The organism is Stenotrophomonas sp. Steno-Z10-BAI, from assembly GCF_056393115.1.
In genome coordinates this window covers 224,352-241,948 of the sequence record NZ_JBWJOZ010000003.1, presented here as the reverse complement: position 1 = coordinate 241,948, position 17,597 = coordinate 224,352, and the positions used below count along the sequence as shown (strand labels likewise).

At 67.5% G+C, this 17,597-nt stretch carries 15 protein-coding genes and 1 other RNA gene; 1 reads left to right on the top strand and 15 read right to left on the bottom strand.

From position 1 onward, the window contains the following. Window positions 1-109 precede the first annotated feature (109 nt). From ftsZ to mraZ, 14 genes are all read right to left on the bottom strand, one after another. Window positions 110-1,342, bottom strand: a complete 1,233-nt coding sequence (ftsZ, locus tag AC06E9_RS09895; protein WP_019182482.1) for a cell division protein FtsZ — start codon at window positions 1,340-1,342, stop codon at window positions 110-112. A gap of 268 nt (window positions 1,343-1,610) precedes the next feature. Next, the gene (gene ftsA / locus AC06E9_RS09890; protein ID WP_017355446.1) at window positions 1,611-2,846 is read right to left on the bottom strand and encodes a cell division protein FtsA; all 1,236 of its coding nucleotides are present in this window, start codon (window positions 2,844-2,846) and stop codon (window positions 1,611-1,613) included. Further along, window positions 2,843-3,595 (bottom strand): cell division protein FtsQ/DivIB, encoded by a 753-nt coding sequence (locus AC06E9_RS09885; RefSeq protein WP_121042710.1) that lies wholly within the window; start codon window positions 3,593-3,595, stop codon window positions 2,843-2,845. Before AC06E9_RS09885 ends, ftsA begins: the two co-directional genes overlap by 4 nt. Then, entirely contained in the window at window positions 3,592-4,575 is a 984-nt protein-coding gene (locus AC06E9_RS09880; RefSeq protein ID WP_478055984.1) for a D-alanine--D-alanine ligase, read from the bottom strand. The genes AC06E9_RS09885 and AC06E9_RS09880 overlap by 4 nt, the downstream gene beginning before the upstream one ends. Then, a complete protein-coding gene (gene murC / locus AC06E9_RS09875) occupies window positions 4,572-6,008 on the bottom strand; it encodes a UDP-N-acetylmuramate--L-alanine ligase (protein ID WP_121042706.1) in 1,437 nt (478 codons plus the stop codon). Before murC ends, AC06E9_RS09880 begins: the two co-directional genes overlap by 4 nt. A gap of 37 nt (window positions 6,009-6,045) precedes the next feature. Beyond that, a complete protein-coding gene (murG, locus tag AC06E9_RS09870) occupies window positions 6,046-7,140 on the bottom strand; it encodes an undecaprenyldiphospho-muramoylpentapeptide beta-N-acetylglucosaminyltransferase (RefSeq protein ID WP_121042704.1) in 1,095 nt (364 codons plus the stop codon). Continuing rightward, window positions 7,137-8,465 carry a putative lipid II flippase FtsW gene (gene ftsW / locus AC06E9_RS09865; RefSeq protein WP_121042702.1) on the bottom strand — a complete coding sequence of 443 codons (1,329 nt, stop codon included), beginning with the start codon at window positions 8,463-8,465 and terminating at the stop codon, window positions 7,137-7,139. The genes murG and ftsW overlap by 4 nt, the downstream gene beginning before the upstream one ends. After that, window positions 8,465-9,550, bottom strand: a complete 1,086-nt coding sequence (mraY, locus tag AC06E9_RS09860; RefSeq protein ID WP_088433957.1) for a phospho-N-acetylmuramoyl-pentapeptide-transferase — start codon at window positions 9,548-9,550, stop codon at window positions 8,465-8,467. The genes ftsW and mraY overlap by 1 nt, the downstream gene beginning before the upstream one ends. Further along, the gene (locus AC06E9_RS09855; protein ID WP_282258183.1) at window positions 9,540-10,934 is read right to left on the bottom strand and encodes a UDP-N-acetylmuramoyl-tripeptide--D-alanyl-D-alanine ligase; all 1,395 of its coding nucleotides are present in this window, start codon (window positions 10,932-10,934) and stop codon (window positions 9,540-9,542) included. The genes mraY and AC06E9_RS09855 overlap by 11 nt, the downstream gene beginning before the upstream one ends. After that, a complete protein-coding gene (locus AC06E9_RS09850) occupies window positions 10,931-12,433 on the bottom strand; it encodes a UDP-N-acetylmuramoyl-L-alanyl-D-glutamate--2,6-diaminopimelate ligase (RefSeq protein WP_478055983.1) in 1,503 nt (500 codons plus the stop codon). Before AC06E9_RS09850 ends, AC06E9_RS09855 begins: the two co-directional genes overlap by 4 nt. Beyond that, window positions 12,430-14,274: a peptidoglycan D,D-transpeptidase FtsI family protein gene (locus AC06E9_RS09845; RefSeq protein WP_121042695.1), complete on the bottom strand. Its 1,845-nt coding sequence runs from the start codon at window positions 14,272-14,274 to the stop codon at window positions 12,430-12,432. Before AC06E9_RS09845 ends, AC06E9_RS09850 begins: the two co-directional genes overlap by 4 nt. Next, entirely contained in the window at window positions 14,271-14,534 is a 264-nt protein-coding gene (gene ftsL, locus AC06E9_RS09840; protein ID WP_019182492.1) for a cell division protein FtsL, read from the bottom strand. Before ftsL ends, AC06E9_RS09845 begins: the two co-directional genes overlap by 4 nt. Continuing rightward, window positions 14,531-15,499 carry a 16S rRNA (cytosine(1402)-N(4))-methyltransferase RsmH gene (rsmH, locus tag AC06E9_RS09835; RefSeq protein ID WP_121042694.1) on the bottom strand — a complete coding sequence of 323 codons (969 nt, stop codon included), beginning with the start codon at window positions 15,497-15,499 and terminating at the stop codon, window positions 14,531-14,533. The genes ftsL and rsmH overlap by 4 nt, the downstream gene beginning before the upstream one ends. Window positions 15,500-15,513: 14 nt before the next feature. After that, on the bottom strand, window positions 15,514-15,960 hold the full coding sequence (gene mraZ / locus AC06E9_RS09830) for a division/cell wall cluster transcriptional repressor MraZ (protein ID WP_019182494.1): 447 nt from the start codon (window positions 15,958-15,960) through the stop codon (window positions 15,514-15,516). A gap of 324 nt (window positions 15,961-16,284) precedes the next feature. Here mraZ and AC06E9_RS09825 point away from each other — a divergent pair, with 324 nt between their 5' ends. Then, the gene (locus tag AC06E9_RS09825; RefSeq protein WP_121042692.1) at window positions 16,285-17,046 is read left to right on the top strand and encodes an NRDE family protein; all 762 of its coding nucleotides are present in this window, start codon (window positions 16,285-16,287) and stop codon (window positions 17,044-17,046) included. 180 nt (window positions 17,047-17,226) lie between these two features. Here AC06E9_RS09825 and rnpB read toward each other — a convergent pair. Continuing rightward, an RNA gene (gene rnpB, locus AC06E9_RS09820) (RNase P RNA component class A) lies at window positions 17,227-17,577 on the bottom strand. Between the last annotated feature and the right edge of the window lie 20 nt (window positions 17,578-17,597).

Genomic DNA, 17,597 nt, shown 5'->3' with positions numbered 1-17,597 from the left:
CGGACGTGCGCGATGCACGACGGCGGTCAGACTGCCGGGCCGATCCTGGCCCGGCAGCATGGGACATGGAGGTGCTTACCGGGGAGGACAAGGCCCCGGCACGCAGTACTCAGTCCGCCTGGCGGCGCAGGAACGCCGGGATGTCCAGGTAATCGTTCGGCAGTTCAGCGGCGGCCGGACCCGATGCGCTCGGGGCCGACGGGGCCACGGTGTCGGCGCTCGGACGACGCAGGCCCATGCCCATGCCCATCCCGCCCACGGCCTTGGAGACCGCATCGCCGCCGTTGTCGAACTCGCCGAACTCCGGCTGGCCGGTGGTGGCGTTGCGGACCAGCTTGATCGGTGCGCGCTCGCCCGGACGCTGGGTCTTGGCGGTGACGGCACGGTTCAGGCCGGTGGCGACCACGGTCACGCGGACTTCGTCCTGCATGTCCGGATCCAGCACGGTACCCACGACCACGGTGGCATCTTCCGAAGCGAAGCCATCGATGGTGCGGCCGATCTCGTCGAACTCGGCCATCGTGAAGTCGGCGCCGGCGGTGATGTTGACCAGGATGCCGTTGGCACCGGCCAGATTCACATCGTCCAGCAGCGGGTTCTGGATGGCGGCTTCGGCAGCGGCCTGGGCGCGGTCATCGCCACGCGCGGTGCCGGTGCCCATCATCGCCAGGCCCATTTCGGACATGACGGTGCGCACGTCGGCGAAGTCGACGTTGATCAGGCCCGGCCGCACGATCAGGTCGGCGATGCCCTGCACGGCGCCCTGGAGGACGTCGTTGGCGGCACGGAAGGCCTGGATCATGGTGGCGTTGCGGCCCAGCACGGTGATCAGCTTTTCGTTCGGGATGGTGATCAGCGAATCGCAATGCTGGCTCAGTTCTTCGATGCCCTTCAGCGCGACCTGCATGCGGCGACGGCCTTCGAACGGGAACGGCTTGGTGACCACGGCGACGGTCAGGATGCCCATCTCCTTGGCCAGCTGGGCCACGACCGGGGCTGCACCGGTGCCGGTGCCGCCGCCCATGCCGGCGGTGATGAACACCATGTCCGCCCCCTGCAGGGCGTCCATGATGCGCTCACGGTCTTCCAGCGCGGCCTGGCGGCCGACTTCCGGGTTCGCGCCTGCGCCCAGGCCCTTGGTGACGTTGGTACCCAGCTGCAGCTGCAGCTTGGCACCACAATTCTTGATGGCCTGCGAGTCGGTGTTGGCGGTGATGAATTCCACGCCGTCCACACTGGTGCTGACCATGTGCGCCACGGCGTTGCCGCCGCCGCCGCCCACGCCGATCACCTTGATCACCGCATTGGGTGCCATCTTTTCAATCAGTTCGAAATGCGCCATGTCCGTGTCCTCTTGTTGCCGTTTACGCGGGACGGGGGCTTCGGAGATTCCTTCTCCTGTCCTCCCCACCGTCGTACCGGCGAGTTGTAGTTGGTATGCCCGGCTGGATAGAGCCAACCGCGGCGGTATTGCCTGCTTCAAAGAACGACCCGTGGGCCGGTGTTGCTACTTCGCACTGCGGGGTGTTGCCTGTGTTGCGTGGACTACGTGGATTTTTCGGGAACTGCTTATCGCGTATTGCATGTGTACTGCGTGTTGCGAACCGCGATCAGAACTCGCCGCGGAACCAGGTTTTGAGCTTCTTGAACATGCTGCCGGCGCGGCCGGTGGGCAGCGACGGGCGACGCGGGTGTTCGATCTGGCTGCCCATCAGCAGCAGGCCCACGCCGGTGGCATGCACCGGGTTGCCCACTACTTCGCCCAGCCCGGTGACGTGCTGCGGAATGCCCACGCGCACCGGCATCTGCAGCATTTCCTCGGCCAGTTCGACCACGCCTTCCATCTTCGAGGCGCCACCGGTGAGCACCATGCCGGCGCGCACCAGTTCCTCGAAACCGGAACGGCGCAGTTCGGCCTGCACCATCTCGAAGATTTCCTCGTAACGGCCCTGCACCGCCTGGGCGAGTGCGTGGCGCGGCATCCGGCGCGGCGGACGATCGCCGACGCTGGGCACCTGGATGCTCTCCTCGGCGGTGGCCAGCTGGGCCAGGGCGCAGGCATAGCGCACCTTGATCTGCTCGGCTTCCGGGGTCGGCGTGCGCAGCATGTGCGCGATGTCGTTGGTGACGTGGTCGCCGGCGATCGGCAGCGAGGCGGTGTGGCAGATCGCGCCCTGCACGAACACGGCCAGGTCGGTGGTGCCGGCGCCCATGTCGACCAGTACCACGCCCAGCTCACGCTCGTCGGCGGTCAGCACGGCCACGCTGGAGGCCAGTGAGGACAGCACCAGGTCATCGACCTGCAGGCCGCAGCGCTGCACGCACTTGGAGATGTTGGCCGCGGCCGACTGTGCGCACACCACCAGGTGGGCATGCACTTCCAGGCGCACGCCGGTCATGCCGACCGGGTTGCGGATGCCTTCCTGCGAATCGTCCAGCACGTACTCGCGCGGGATCGCATGCAGGATCTTCTGGTCGGCCGGGATCGCTACCGCCTTGGCCGCATCCAGCACGCGATCCAGGTCGCCCCAGGTCACTTCGCCGTCGCGGATCGGCACGATGCCGGGCGAGTTCTTGCACTGCACGTGGTTGCCGGAGATCGAGGCATACACCGAGCGGATCTCGCAGCCGGCCATCAGCTCGGCCTCTTCGACCGCACGCTGGATGGACTGCACGGTCGATTCGATATCCACCACCACGCCGCGCTTTAGACCGCGCGATTCGTGCGAGCCGATGCCGATGACCTCGATCGGATTGCCGGGCGAATACTCGCCGACCAGCGCCACCACCTTGGAGGTGCCGATATCCAGACCAACGATCAGTGATTTGTCACCCTTGCGATTCATGTCCTGTCCTGCGTCCTGTGCGCCACAGTGGCCGGCGTGGCCGGTGCGGCCGGAACCGGGGTACCCCAGCTCAGCGTGAAACCATTGGTGTATCGGAGGTCGGCGCGCTCGATCGGCGCCGCTTGATTGGCCAGCTGCGGCAGCACGCGTACGAAGCGCTGGAGGCGCGAACGGGCATCGTCGCGGCCGACGACGACTTCGGTGCCATTGCTCAGCACCAGCGACCAGCTGCCGCGTGCGTCCATGGTGACCCGCTTGACGTCCACGCCGGCCGGCGCGAACAGCGCGCGCGCATCGTTGTAGAGCGCCACCACTTCTTCGGTCTGGCTGTCCGGCCCATCCAGGTCGGGCAGTTCCAGGTCCTGCAGCTTCTTCGGCGTGGCGAACAACTTGCCCTGCTCGGAGAGCAGGCGGTCATGGCCCCAGCGCGCGAACGGCTTGTGCTCGACCAGGGTGATTTCCAGCACGTCCGGCCACTGCTTGCGGACCTGCGCGCTCTCCACCCACGGCAACGTCTCGATGGCGTCCTGCGCATCCTGCAGCTTGACCGCGAAGAAGCCGGACTTCGCATACGGCAGCACCACCTGCTGCAGCTGCTCGGCCGGCACCCGCTTGAACTCACCGTGCACGCGCAGCTTGGCCAACGGCCACCGCTCGGCACCGACCCAGCCGTTGAGCACCGCCACCACCGGCAGTGCCACGACCGACAGGGCCAGCAACCAGACGAAGATGCGCAGCACCGCGTTCATGCGTGGCGGTGCTCCTGTGCTGCGTGACCCGGCAGGGTCTGTTCCAGCACGCGCCAGACCAGCTCTTCGAAGCCGATCCCGGCCTGGCTGGCCGCCTTGGGCACCAGCGAATGGCTGGTCATGCCCGGCGCGGTGTTCACTTCCAGCAGGTAGAAGCCGCCGCTGCTGCGGTCGCGCATCACGTCCACCCGGCCCCAGCCACGGCAACCGGCGGCGCGGAACGCGGCCAGTGCGAGGCGGCGGATCTCGATTTCATCCTCGCCCTCCAGGCCCGGGCACAGGTACTGGGTGTCCTCGGCGATGTATTTGGCGTTGTAGTCGTACCACTGGCCCTTGGGCACGATGCGGATCGACGGCAGCGCCTGGTCGCCCAGGATCGCCACGGTCAACTCGTCGCCGACCACCATCTGCTCCATCAGCAGCTGGCCGTCATAGCGCACCGCCAGCGCGACCGCCTCATCCAGGCCGGCCTCTTCCACCACGCGGCTGATGCCGACGCTGGAGCCTTCATTGGCCGGCTTGACCACCACCGGCAGGCCGAGCTCGGCCGCGGCGGCGTGGACGTCGGAGGCCTGGTCCAGCGCGATGAAGCGCGGGGTCGGCAGGCCGTGCGACAGCCACACCTGCTTGGTGCGGATCTTGTCCATGCTCAGCGCCGAGCCCAGCACGTCCGAGCCGGTGTAGGGCACGCCGAAGGCTTCCATCAGGCCCTGCACGATGCCATCTTCGCCACCGCCGTTATGGCCGTGGAGAATGTTGAAGACGCGGTCGAAGCGCTTCTCGACCAGCGCGAGCGCCAGGGCCGGGATGCCGTCGACCGCGATCGCATCGACGCCGCGCGCGCGCAGCGCTTCGATCACGTTGCGGCCGGAATCCAGCGAGACGTTGCGCTCGCTGGAGGTACCCCCCAGCAGCACGGCGACGCGGCCGAACATGGCCGGGTCGGTGAGGCGCAGCGGCGGGAAGGTCAGCGCGTTCATGCCGCCGGGGTCTCCTGGAAGCCTTCGCCGGCGATCTGCTGGGCGATGTAGCCGATGTCGCCGGCCCCCATCATCAGCAGCAGGTCACCGTCCTGCAGGACATCGGGCAGCACGTGCGCCAGTTCGGCAGCGTTGCCGACCACGACCGGCTCGCTGCGGCCGCGCGCACGGATGGCGCGGGCCAGCGAACGCGAATCGGCGCCCGGGATCGGCGCTTCGCCGGCCGGGTACACCTCGCTCAGCACCAGCGCATCCACTTCGGACAGCACCGCGGCAAAGGCATCGAACTGATCGCGGGTGCGGCTGTAACGGTGTGGCTGGAACGCCACGACCAGGCGCTGGCTCGGCCAGCCACCCCGGGCAGCAGCGAACACGGCGGCCAGCTCACGCGGGTGGTGGCCGTAATCGTCGATCACGCGGACCTTGGCACCGGTGTGCGTGGTGACGATGCCCAGGTCATTGAAGCGGCGGCCGATGCCGGCAAAGCTCTCCAGCGCACGCGCGATCGCCTCCGGCGCCACGCCCAGCTGCCAGCCCACGGCGGCGGCGGCCAGCGCGTTGAGCACGTTGTGCTCGCCCGGCAGGGCCAGCGTCACCGGGTGGCTGCTGCCTTCCGGCAGGCGCAGGGTGAAATGCATGCGCGGCCCGTCCTGGACCACATCCTCGGCACGCACGTCAGCGTTGCTGCTCATGCCATAGCTCATGACATGGCGTGGCGTCTGCGCGGCCAATGCGGCCACTTCCGGATCGTCGATGCACAGCACCGCCAGCCCGTAGAACGGCAGGCGCTGCAGGAACTCGGCGAACGCGGCCTGGACGCGGGCAAAATCGTTGCCGTAGTTTTCCAGGTGGTCCGAATCGATGTTGGTGATCACCGAGACCAGCGGGTTCAGGCGCAGGAAGCTGCCATCGCTTTCGTCGGCTTCGGCCACCAGCCACTGGCCACCGCCGAGCTTGGCGTTGGCACCGGCGGCGAGCAGCTGGCCGCCGATCACGAAGGTCGGGTCCAGCCCGCCTTCGCTCAGCACCGCGGCGGTGAGGCTGGTGGTGGTGGTCTTGCCGTGCGTGCCGGCCACCGCGATGCCGCGGCGGAAGCGCATCAGTTCGGCCAGCATCGCCGCGCGCGGCATGATCGGAATGCGCTGGCTGCGCGCTTCCATCAGTTCCGGGTTGTCATCGCGGATCGCGCTGGAGACGACCACGCAGTCGGTGCCAAGCACGTTGGCGGCCGAGTGGCCACGCATCACGCGCGCACCCAGGCCGGCCAGGCGGCGGGTCGCGGCGTTGTCGGCATTGTCCGAACCGGACACTTCATAGCCCAGCGTCAGCATCACTTCGGCGATGCCGCTCATGCCGGTGCCGCCGATGCCGACGAAGTGCACGCGCGGGAACGCGCGTACCAGGTCGTTGGTGTCGTGGAGGCGGCGGATCATGCGCGGCCTCGCGCCAGGCTGGCGCGCGTAGCGGTGTTCATTTGGATTCCTCGAGAATGATGTCGGCAATGCGCTCAGCGGCATCGACCTTGGCCAGGGCACGCGCGGCGTTGGCCATCTGCATGCGTCGGGCGGAATGTTCGGACAAATCGCGCAACACGCCTTCCAGCTGCGTCGCCAGCGTTTCATCCTGCTTCAGCAACACCGCGGCGCCGCGCTCGACCAGATACTCCGCGTTGCGGGTCTGGTGATCGTCGACGGCCGCAGCGAACGGCACCAGCACGCTGCCCACACCGACGGCGCACAGCTCGGCCAGGGTGGAGGCGCCGGAGCGGCACACCACCAGATCGGCCCAGGCGAACGCCTCGGCCATATCGGCAATGAACGGTTCCACGCTGGCCTGCACACCGGCATCGGCATACGCCTGCAGCGCTTCGGCATGCAGCTTCTCGCCGCTCTGGTGGCGCACCTGCACCGGCATGCCAGCGCCCAGTGCGGCCAGTGCCTTGGGCACCGCGTTGTTGAGCGCGCGTGCGCCCTGGCTGCCGCCGAGCACCAGCAGACGCAGCGGCCCCTGACGGTTGGCCAGGCGCAGCTCCGGCGGCGTGATCGCAGCGATCTCGGCACGCACCGGGTTACCGACCGCTTCCTCGCGTTTGGCGAAGCTGCCCGGAAAACCGGCCAGCACGCGACGGGCGAAGCGCGACAGCACGCGGTTGGTCAGGCCCGGTGCGCGGTTCTGTTCGTGCACCAGCAGCGGCAGGCCATGCAGGCGCGCGGCGATACCGCCGGGGCCGGAGGCGAAGCCGCCGAAGGCGATCACCGCCCGCGGCTGGCGATCGCGGATCAGGAAGCCGGCCGCACGGATCGCACGCAGCAGCCGCAGCGGTGCGCCGATCAGGGCCAGCTTGCCCTTGCCACGCAGGCCGGCGATGGCCAGCGTATCAATGTGGATATCGTGCTGCGGCACCAGGCGCGTTTCCATCGCGCCATCGGCACCGAGCCAGGTGACCGGCACGCCACGTTCGCGCAGTACCTTGGCCACGGCCAGGCCGGGGAAGATGTGCCCACCGGTACCGCCGGCCATGATCATGACCGGGCGCTGGGACGGATCGAGGCGAGGCGTGCTCATCCCATTCTCCCCAGCGTCGGTTCGATGCGCTGCTGCATGCGGCTGGTGCCACGGGTGGCGCTGTCACGCGGTGCGGTGTCGCGGTTGCCGCTGTCCTGCATCGCCGCGGCGACCGCGCTGGCGCTGTCGGCCTTGGGAACATCGCCGGGCAACGGGCCATCCTGGTCGGCGCCCATGCGCACGGCCTGGCGGCGCTCGGCGCGGTCCAGTTCATAGGAAACGCGCAGCAGCAGGCCCATCGCCACGCAGGTCATCAGCACGCTGGAGCCGCCGGAGGAAATCAGCGGCAGGGTCAGGCCCTTGGTCGGCAGGATGCCGAGGTTGACCCCGATCGAAACGAAGCTCTGCATGCTGATCCACAGGCCGATGCCAAAAGCGATGTAGCCGGAGAAGTGGCGCTTCATTTCCACGCAGCGCATGCCCAGCCAGAAGGTGCGGCCGACCAGCAGCGCATACAGCGAGATGATCAGGCAGGTGCCGAGGAAGCCCAGCTCCTCGGCGGTGACCGAAAAGATGAAGTCGGTATGCGCTTCGGGCAGGTAATAGAGCTTCTGCACCGAGTTGCCCAGGCCCACGCCGGTCCACTCGCCACGGCCCACGGCCATCAGCGCATTGGAGAGCTGGTAGCCGTCGCCCTGCTGATCGGCCCACGGATCCAGGAATGAGGTGATGCGGCGCATGCGGTACGGCTCGATGATCGCCAGCGCGCTCATGCCGACCATGCCGATGATCACCGGCATGGACATGCGCGGCATGTTGACCCCGCCCAGCACCAGCATGCCGGCGGTGATCGCCAGCAGCAGCGTGGACGAGCCGAAGTCCGGCTGCAGCAGCAGCAGCACCACCAGCGCGCCGGCCACGCCGAGCGGCTTGAGCATTGCCGGCCAGGTCGCGTTGACCTCATCGCGGAAGCGGACCAGATAGCTGGACAGCCACACGATGTAGAGCACCTTCACCGCTTCGACGGTCTGGAACTTGGAGATGCCCAGGTTGATCCAGCGGCGGGCACCGTTGACGCTGCTGCCCAGGCCCGGGATGAACACCACCACCAGCAGCGCGAAGCAGCCCAGCAGCAGGATCTGGTTGTACTGCTCGATGCTCTTGAGCTCGGTGCGCATGGCGATGATCGCCAGGCCGATACCTACCGCCAGGAAAATCAGGTGGCGGTTGAGGTAATAGAACGGGCTGCTCATCAACGCGATCGAGCTCGACGCGACCATCACCACGCCCAGCCCGGTGAGCGCGATGATCGCACCCAGCAGCCACTTGTCGAAGTGGCCTCCGATGGCTTCCAGGCGGGTGGCTTGGCGCGACAGGTCGTTCATCAGCGGACCTTCAACGTGGCCAGGCCGATCAGGACCAGCACGACGGAGATGATCCAGAAGCGCACGATCACACGCGGCTCCGGCCAGCCCTTCAGTTCGAAGTGGTGGTGGATCGGCGCCATGCGGAACACGCGCTTGCCGGTCAGCTTGAACGAAGCGACCTGGATCATCACCGACAGCGTCTCGATCACGAACACGCCGCCCATCACCACCAGCACCAGTTCCTGGCGGGTGATCACCGCGATCGTGCCCAGCACCGCACCCAGCGCCAGCGCGCCGATATCGCCCATGAAGACCATGGCCGGATAGGTGTTGAACCAGAGGAAGCCCAGGCCTGCGCCGGCGATCGCCGCGCAGATGATGACCAGCTCACCGGCGCCCGGGATCTGCGGGATCTGCAGGTAGCTGGAGAACACCACGTTGCCCGAGGCATAGGCGAACACGCCCAGCGCGCAGGCGACCAGCACGGTCGGCATGATCGCCAGCCCGTCCAGGCCGTCGGTCAGGTTGACCGCGTTGGAGAAGCCGACGATCCAGAAATACGCGATGGCCACGAAGCTGATGCCGGCCAGCGGCAGCGCGATCGATTTGAACATCGGGATGTAGAACGTCATCGCCGCCGGGACATCGGCGGTGTAGAACAGGAACAGACCGGCCGCCAGACCGAAGATCGACTGCAGCAGGTACTTCCAGCGCGACTTCAGGCCGTTCGGGTCGCGGCGGACGATCTTGATCCAGTCGTCGTACCAGCCGATCGCGCCGAAGCACAGCATCACGGCCAGCACCAGCCAGACGTAACGGTTGCGCAGGTCAGCCCACAGCAGCACCGACAGCGTGATCGTCAGCAGGATCAGCGAGCCGCCCATGGTCGGCGTGCCGGCCTTGGCGAAATGGGTCTGCGGACCATCCGTACGGATCGGCTGGCCGCCCTTGAACTGGGCCAGCTTGCGGATCATCGCCGGGCCGAGCCACAGCGACAGGAACAGGGCGGTCAGCGCCGCGAGGATGCCGCGCAGGGTCAGGTAGCCGAACAGCCCGAACAGGCTCTCCAACTGCTGCAGCCATCGGGCCAGTTCAAGCAACATTGGGGGTTTCCTCTCCTTGCGCGAGCAGCGCTTTGACGATCGTGTCCATGGCGCTGCCACGCGAGCCCTTGACCAGGCAGCGCACGCCGGCATGCAGTTCGGCGGCGAGCGCGGTGGCCAAGGCCTGATGGCTCTGGAACTGCTGGCCGCCTTCACCGAAGGCGGTCGAGGCGGCGGCGCTCAGCGGGCCGAGCGTGTACAGCCGCTTCAGGCCGGCATCGCGGGCGCGGCGACCTGCCTGGGCATGCAGCGCCTCGCCGTCCGGGCCGAGTTCGCGCATGTCGCCCAGTACCAGCCAGCCCTCGTCCTTCGAGGCAGCCAGGGCATCGATGGCGGCGGCCAGCGAACCGGGGTTGGCGTTGTAGCTGTCATCGATCAGCACCGCGCCGCTGGGCAGCTGGTGCGCGATCTGGCGGCCGGGCACCGGCTCGGCGCGGGCCAGGCCGGCGGCGATCTGCGCCACCGCAATGCCCGCGGCCAGCGCCAGCGAGGCAGCGGCCAGCGCGTTGCTGATGTTGTGCCGGCCCGGCAGGCCCAGCGTGATCTCGGCATCGCCCGCGGGCGTGGACAGCACGAATTGGCTGCCCTGCGCGGCCGGGCGGATCGCACGCGCGGTGACATCGGCGGTGTGCTCCAGGCCGTAGCGCAGCACGCGGCAGCGCGGCGGCTGGCCGACGATGTGCTGTTCGAACCAGATCCCGAAGGCGTCATCGGCATTGATCACGGCCACGCCATCGGAAGGCAGCGCCGCGTAGATCGCGCCCTTGGTGGTGGCCACGCCCTGCAGGCTGCCCATGCGTTCCAGATGCGCCGGGGCGATGTTGTTCACCAGCGCGTAGTGCGGGCGCACGATCTCGGTGAGGTAGGCGATGTCGCCCGGCTTGCCGGCGCCCATCTCGTAGACGGCGTAGTCGGCATCTTCCGGCGCATCGAGCACCGCCAGCGGCAGGCCGATCTCGTTGTTGCGGTTGCCCGGGTTGGCGTAGACCACCTTGCGGTCGTCACGTGCCACCTGTTCCAGGATCGCCAGCAGCAGGCTCTTGACGCTGGTCTTGCCGTTGCTGCCGGTGATCGCGAAGACCGCGGTGTCGCGGTCGCGCTGCATGCCGGCGGCGATGCGGCCCAGGGCGTGTTCGCTGTCGGCGACCACGATCTGCGGCAGGGCGACATCGAGCAGGCGCTCGACCAGCATCGCCGAGGCACCGCGCGCGAGCGCGTCGGCCGCGAAGTCATGGCCATCGAAACGCTCGCCACGCAGCGCCACATACAGGCTGCCCGGCGCGAGCGTACGGGTGTCATTGCTGATGGCATCGATGGCGGTATCCTCGCCATGGATCTCGCCACCGGCCCAGTGAGCGATCAGCGACAGGGGGGTGCGCTTCATGGTGCCTCCATGCGCGGCGTGCCCGCGTTGTCTACGCGCGCGGCCAGCACACGGCCGGCCACCTCGGTGTCATCGAAGGTGTGCTTGACCCCGTGGATCTCCTGATAGGGCTCGTGACCCTTGCCGGCGATCAGCACGATATCGCCCGCACCGGCCTGGCCGATCGCGGTGGCGATCGCGACGGCTCGGTCGCGCTGCACGGTGACGGCAGCGGGTGCATCAAATCCCTTCAGGATGTCGGCCACGATCACGTCGCCGTCTTCGCCGCGCGGATTGTCGTCGGTGACGATCACCACGTCGGCGTGTTGCTCGGCGATGGCGGCCATCTGCGGGCGCTTGCCGGTATCGCGCTCGCCGCCGCAGCCGAACACGCAGATCAGGCGCCCGGCCAGATGGCCCTGCACGCTGGTCAGCGCCTGTTCCAGCGCATCCGGGGTGTGCGCGTAATCGATCACGACGGTGGGCAGGCCACCCTCGCCGCCCAGGCGGTTCATGCGCCCGGCGATCGGCTGCAGCTGCGAGAGCAGCGCGGCGATCGCCTCCGGGGCGTGCCCCAGCGCATACAGCGCACCGGCCACGGCCAGCAGGTTGTCCACGTTGAAGCGGCCCAGCAGCGGCGACTGCACCGGGTGGCGCTGACCGTCCACGACCAGATCGAAGGCGATGCCGCGGCCATCCAGGGCGAGTGAATCAGCGCGTACGGTGGCCTGTGCGGCACCGCGCGAGCTCACGCCGATCGGACGCACGGTCTCCCCGACGGTGCGCAGCAGTTCGCTGCCGAAGCTGTCATCGAGGTTGACCACGGCGGCCGTGAGCCCGTCGCGGTGGAACAGCTTGGCCTTGGCCGCACCGTACTGCGCCATGTCGCCGTGATAGTCGAGATGGTCGCGGGTGAGATTGGTGAACACCGCAACGTCGTAATGCACGGCATCCACGCGGCCCTGATCGAGCGCGTGCGAGCTGACTTCCATCGCCACGGCCTGGGCACCCCCGTCGCGCAGCTGCGCCAGCACCTCATGCATCTGCAGCACCAGCGGCGTGGTGAAGCCGGTCGGCACCACGTCGCCATAAAGGCCGACGCCCAACGTGCCGATACTGCCGCTGCGGGTGCCGAGCAGGTGCCAGGCCTGGGCCAGCAGCTGCACGGTGGAGGTTTTACCGTTGGTGCCGGTCACCCCGACCATCGTCATCGCGTGCGAGGGGTGGCCGTGGAACTGATCGGCCATCGCGCCCATGCGGTGGCGCAGGCCCGGCACGGCAATCGCATCGGCCGGGGCCGGCAGCTCGGCCGGGGCCGGCGGCTCGAACAGGATCGCCCCGGCGCCGTTGGCGCGGGCCTGATCGACGAAGCCCAGCCCGTGCGCGCCGAAGCCGGCGATCGCCACGAAGGCATTGCCCGGGCGCACCGCACGGCTGTCCAGCACCAGGCCGGTGATGGTCGGGTCGTGGCTCAGCACCACATCGGGAAGCAACTGCGACAGCAACATCATCTGGCTCATTGCGTGCCTCCCTGCGCGGGCGGCACTGTGGCGTGCGCGCTGGGCAGCGCGGCATCGAATTCTGCGGCGGCATCGGGCGCGATCACCGTTTCCGGCGGCGGCATCGGCAGCACCGAGGCCGAGTGACCCATCTTTCCGGACTGCTGGGCGGCCAGCCACGACTCGATGTCGTCCGGCGGCACGTCCATCAGGCGCAGCGCGCCCTCCATCACGTTGTGGAACACCGGCGCGGAGACCAGGCCGCCGTAATACTTGCCGCCCTGCGGGTCGTTGATGACGATCACCGTGGCGAAGCGCGGGTTGGTGGCGGGCACCACGCCGGCGAACAGCGCGTTGTAATGGCCACGCTCGTAACCGCCGGGGCCGGCCTTGCGGGCGGTGCCGGTCTTGCCGGCCACGTGGTAACCCAGCACCGCCGCCTGCTTGGCGCCGCCCTGGGTGACCACGGTTTCCATCATCGCCACGACTTCCTTGGCGATCTTCTCGTCGATGATCTGCTTGCCTTCGTTGCGCTGGCCCTTGACGAAGGTCGGCGCGATCAGCTTGCCGCCGTTGCCCAGCGCCGAGTAGGCGGTCGCGATCTGCAGCGGGCTGACATTCAGGCCGTAGCCGTAGGACATGGTGGTCTTGGAGGGACCACTCCAGCGCGCCGGGCGCGGCAGCACGCCGGCCGATTCGCCCGGGAAGCCGCTGTGCGGGGCAACGCCATAACCGAAGCTGTGAATGTGGTCGTAGAAGACCTGGTCCGGCATCTTGGCGGCGATCTTGGCCGCCCCGATGTTCGAGCTGCGGGTGATCACGCCGGTGACGTTGAGCACGCCATTGTTCCGCGGCACGTCCTTGATCGTGTAGCGGCCCAGCGCCATGTAGCCCGGGTTGGTGTCCACCGTGGTGTCTTTGGTGACCACGCCGGACTGCAACGCCGAGGCGATGGTCAGCGGCTTCATGGTCGAACCCGGCTCGACCAGATCGGTCACCGCGCGGTTGCGGCGGGTGTCCGGCGCAGCGCCACCGACGGCATTGGGGTTGTAGGTCGGCAGGTTGACCATGGCCAGGATCTCGCCGGTGGCCACATCCATGATCACCATCGAGCCGCCCGCGGCCTTGTTCTCGATCAGCGCGTTGCGCAGCTCCTTGAAGGCCAGGAACTGGATGCGGCGGTCGATGCTGAGAGTGAGGTCCTTGCCCGGCTCGGCGGCGCGCAGCAGATCGCTCTCCACCGTATCGCCCTTGCGGTTGCGGATCACGCGCTTGGCGCCGGCCTTGCCGCGCAGCCATTCGTCGAAGGCCAGCTCCAGCCCTTCCTGGCCGCGGTCGTCGATGTTGGTGAAGCCGAGCACGTGCGCCATCGCCTCACCCTGCGGGTAGAAACGACGGAACTCGCGCTGCGAGGCCACGCCCGGGATCTTCATCGCGACCACTTTTTCCGCGTCGTCCGGATTGATCCGGCGGCGCAGGTACATGAATTCCTTATCGGCCTTCTGCGAGAGCTTGGAGGTCAGCTCATCCAGCGGCATGCCCAGCGCGGTTGCCAGCTCGGGGATACGGTCCGGCGAACGCAGCAGTTCCTGCGGGTTGACCCAGATCGAGGCGACCGGGGTGGACACCGCGACCGGCTCGCCATTGCGGTCGGTGATCATGCCGCGCGAGGTGTTGATCGGCAGTTCGCGCAGGTAACGGGCTTCGCCCTGGCGTTGGTAGAACTCGCTGTTGATGATCTGCACGTAGGCGGCACGGCCGACCAGCGAGACCGAGCACAGGCCGAGCGCCAGCCCCACCCACTTCAGGCGCTGGCGGAGGTTGAAGCTGTTGCGCGCACGGTTGCGGCCGGACTTGTTCATGGCCGGATCACCACGACATCGGCCGCTTCGGGAAACTTCATGCCCAGGCGCTCGCGGGCGACGCGGTCGACCCGGGTGGCCTCGGCCAGGGTGGCCTGCTCAAGCTGCAGGCGACCGAACTCGATGTTGATCTCATCGCGCGCACGCTCGACCCGGGACAGCTCCACGAAGGTCTGGCGGTGGCGATGGCGCATGAACACCACACCGATCGCCGAGGCGACGGTGCAGGCCAGCAGCACGATCAACAGCAGGCGGCTCATCCAGCCACCTCGCGCTTTTCGGCGACACGCAGTACGGCGCTGCGCGAGCGCGGATTGACTGCCAGCTCGTCGTCTTCGGCCTTGATGGCGCCACCGTGCAGGTCCAGCGTCGGCACGAACGCAGCCAGCTCCGGCAACCGGCGGTTGCTCGGCGGTGCCTTGGCGTAGCGGTTCATGAACTGCTTGACGATGCGGTCTTCCAGCGAATGGAAGCTGATCACCGCCAGCCGGCCACCGGGCTTGAGGCGTGCCAGTGCCGCGTCCAGGCCGGCCTCAAGGTCGGCCAGTTCGCGGTTGATATGGATGCGGATCGCCTGGAAGCTGCGCGTGGCCGGGTGGATCTTGTCCTTGCCACGCGGCATCACCGAGGCGATCAACTCCGCCAGCTCGGCGGTGCGGGTGAAGGGTTGCTTGTCGCGGCGGGCGACGATGGCCTTGGCGATGCGGCGACCCTGGCGCTCTTCGCCGTAGGTCCACAGCACGTCCATCAGCTCGCGCTCTTCAACACGGTTGAGCCACTGCGCCGCGCTTTCACCGCTGTCCGGATCCATGCGCATGTCCAGCGGGCCGTCCTTGCCGAAGCTGAAACCGCGCTCGGCGACATCCAGCTGGGGCGAGGACACGCCCAGGTCGAACAGCACGCCATCCAGGCCCTGCGCGGTGGCCTCCCAGTGCAGCAGATCAGCAAAGCTGCCACGGAAGATCGAGACGCGCGGGTCCGGCGCGAAATCACGCTCGGCTACCGCAATCGCCTCCGGATCCTTGTCCATGACCAGCAGCCGGCCTCCAGGACCGAGTTGCTCGAGCACGCCGCGGGCGTGACCGCCACGACCAAACGTGCCATCGAGATACACTCCGTTTTCGATCACCTTCAGGCCGTCCAGGACCTGCGTGTACAGGACCGGCAGGTGGCCTGCCGGCGGCTGCGACACCGGAAGGTGACCGGTCTGCGCTGCTCCGCGCATCCGGGCACCCCGGCTCACAACTTCAGGTCGAGCAACCCATCGCCGAGATCCTCGTCAGACAACGTCTGCTGGATCAACGCGCGATGAGCCTGCTCGCTCCACAATTCGAATTTGTCGCCCATACCGAGCAGCACCGCCTTCTTTTCAATGCCAACGGCACCACGGTGGCTGGCGGGAATACTGATGCGGCCGTTGCCGTCCAACTCCAGATGCGCGGCCGAACCGACCAGCTTCTGTTGCAGGAGGCGCACGACGCGCTGTGTGTTGGGCTTGGACATGACGTCATCACGGACGCGTTCCCATTCCTGTTCGGCGTACAACCAGAGGCAGCCGGACTCGAACGGGTTGTAGGTCAGGACCAGACGGTTGTTGCTCACACGCGCGACAAGGTCGCGATGCGCGGTCGGAACCGCCATGCGCCCTTTGTCGTCAACAGTGATGGCCGTCTCGCCTTGAAACACGACGTTTTCACCTTTCCTTCGCCCGGTGAAACATTGAACCACGAAAAACCACAAAAAACCCGGTTTCCCCTCTGATGCCCACCTTAGCAGTGCCGATTGGGTTGTCAACAACTTTGCGAAGGGGAAATCACTTTGAACATCAAGGGCTTGCAGCAATGTTTAGAGACTTGTTCAAGGCTTATCCACAAGTTGCTGTTTCGTCTCATTTTTTGAGATTTCGCCGAAGTTCAGGCCTGTGGAGACCGCGTGAAACATCCGCCCGTATTCATCCCTGACGGGGTCGCCATCGCCCCGGCGCTGCGCAGAACCGGCACACTGTGAGGCATGTGTCTGCTCGCGCTTGCCTGGAAAACCCACCCCCGCTGGCCGTTGGTGATGGCCGGTAACCGCGATGAGTTCCACGCGCGGCCGACCGCCGCCCTGCGCCTATGGCCCGCACCGGATGACGGAGTGGCCGCCGGCCGCGACCTGCGCTCGGGAGGGACCTGGGCCGGGATCGGCCCGGCGGGGCGGATGGCGGTGGTGACCAACGTCCGCGATCCGCAAGCCCGGCAGACCGGCCCCTCCCGCGGCGCACTGGTGGCCGACTATCTGCGTGATGCCGCGCCGGCCGCACTGTTCGCGGACGAGCTCGCGCGGCGGGCAGTCGAATTCGCCCCCTTCAATCTGTTACTGGCCGATCGCGACAGCTGCCAGTTCCTGGGCAACCACCCCCTGCACCGCCAGTCGCTGGCGCCGGGCATCCATGGCATGTCCAACGGGCCGCTGGATGCGCCGTGGCCGAAAACCGTGACATTGAACGCAGCGCTGCGCGCGTGGGTGGACCACGGCGACGATGATCTGGCCCCCCTGTGGAAGGCCCTGCGTGATGAAACCCGCGCTGAGGACAGCACCCTGCCGGATACCGGCATCGGCCTGGAGCGCGAGCGCTGGCTGTCGTCCCCCTTCATCCGCAGCCCCGAGTACGGCACCCGCGCCAGCACGATCATCGTGCTGGACGCCACCGGCCACGGCTTCATCACCGAGCGGCGGTTCGATGCAGAGGGTGTCTGTGTGGGTGAAACGACGCTGGCAACGCACGGCTAAGCCGGTAGGGACAGCGCCGTGATCAACAGGTACTCAACGCCCAGGACAATCAAGCCGAGTAACAGCCCCCTTTAGTAAAGGGGGCGCGCCGTCAGGCGCGGGGAATTGGAGGCTGGTAGCCCGGGGCCCAAGGTTTGCGCTGCAAACCTTGGGGCTTTTTTCGCGAGTCCGCGAAAAAAGCGGCGGAGCCGGCCGATAAGCCGGGTTTTGTCGTGGACAGTCATTCTTCTAGGCGCTGCGTCACCGCAGCGCTCAAGCAACCTACCCGGACCCGACGCGGGCCACGCCATTAGGTCCCTATTTGGTCTTGCTCCAGGTGGGGTTTGCCGTGCCGGTCTGTTACCAGACTCGCGGTGCGCTCTTACCGCACCATTTCACCCTTACCGGCTCCCCGAAGGGAACGTAGGCGGTATCTTTCTGTTGCACTTTCCGTCGGCTCGCGCCGCCCAGGCGTTACCTGGCACCTTGCCCTGTGGAGCCCGGACTTTCCTCGGCATCCGCAAGGGATGACGCGACTGTCTGGCCGACTCCGCCGCGCGCATTGTCCCACA

What these genes read in the sequence shown, in the direction of transcription:
- rsmH (WP_121042694.1), bottom strand. Translation starts at nt 15,499, where the DNA reads ATGCGCGGAGCAGCGCAGACCGGTCACCTTCCGGTGTCGCAGCCGCCG.
- AC06E9_RS09855 (WP_282258183.1), bottom strand. Translation starts at nt 10,934, where the DNA reads ATGAAGCGCACCCCCCTGTCGCTGATCGCTCACTGGGCCGGTGGCGAG.
- AC06E9_RS09885 (WP_121042710.1), bottom strand. Translation starts at nt 3,595, where the DNA reads ATGAACGCGGTGCTGCGCATCTTCGTCTGGTTGCTGGCCCTGTCGGTC.
- mraY (WP_088433957.1), bottom strand. Translation starts at nt 9,550, where the DNA reads ATGTTGCTTGAACTGGCCCGATGGCTGCAGCAGTTGGAGAGCCTGTTC.
- AC06E9_RS09850 (WP_478055983.1), bottom strand. Translation starts at nt 12,433, where the DNA reads ATGAGCCAGATGATGTTGCTGTCGCAGTTGCTTCCCGATGTGGTGCTG.
- AC06E9_RS09825 (WP_121042692.1), top strand. Translation starts at nt 16,285, where the DNA reads ATGTGTCTGCTCGCGCTTGCCTGGAAAACCCACCCCCGCTGGCCGTTG.
- ftsZ (WP_019182482.1), bottom strand. Translation starts at nt 1,342, where the DNA reads ATGGCGCATTTCGAACTGATTGAAAAGATGGCACCCAATGCGGTGATC.
- ftsA (WP_017355446.1), bottom strand. Translation starts at nt 2,846, where the DNA reads ATGAATCGCAAGGGTGACAAATCACTGATCGTTGGTCTGGATATCGGC.
- ftsW (WP_121042702.1), bottom strand. Translation starts at nt 8,465, where the DNA reads ATGAACGACCTGTCGCGCCAAGCCACCCGCCTGGAAGCCATCGGAGGC.
- murC (WP_121042706.1), bottom strand. Translation starts at nt 6,008, where the DNA reads ATGATCCGCCGCCTCCACGACACCAACGACCTGGTACGCGCGTTCCCG.
- ftsL (WP_019182492.1), bottom strand. Translation starts at nt 14,534, where the DNA reads ATGAGCCGCCTGCTGTTGATCGTGCTGCTGGCCTGCACCGTCGCCTCG.
- murG (WP_121042704.1), bottom strand. Translation starts at nt 7,140, where the DNA reads ATGAGCACGCCTCGCCTCGATCCGTCCCAGCGCCCGGTCATGATCATG.
- AC06E9_RS09880 (WP_478055984.1), bottom strand. Translation starts at nt 4,575, where the DNA reads ATGAACGCGCTGACCTTCCCGCCGCTGCGCCTCACCGACCCGGCCATG.
- AC06E9_RS09845 (WP_121042695.1), bottom strand. Translation starts at nt 14,274, where the DNA reads ATGAACAAGTCCGGCCGCAACCGTGCGCGCAACAGCTTCAACCTCCGC.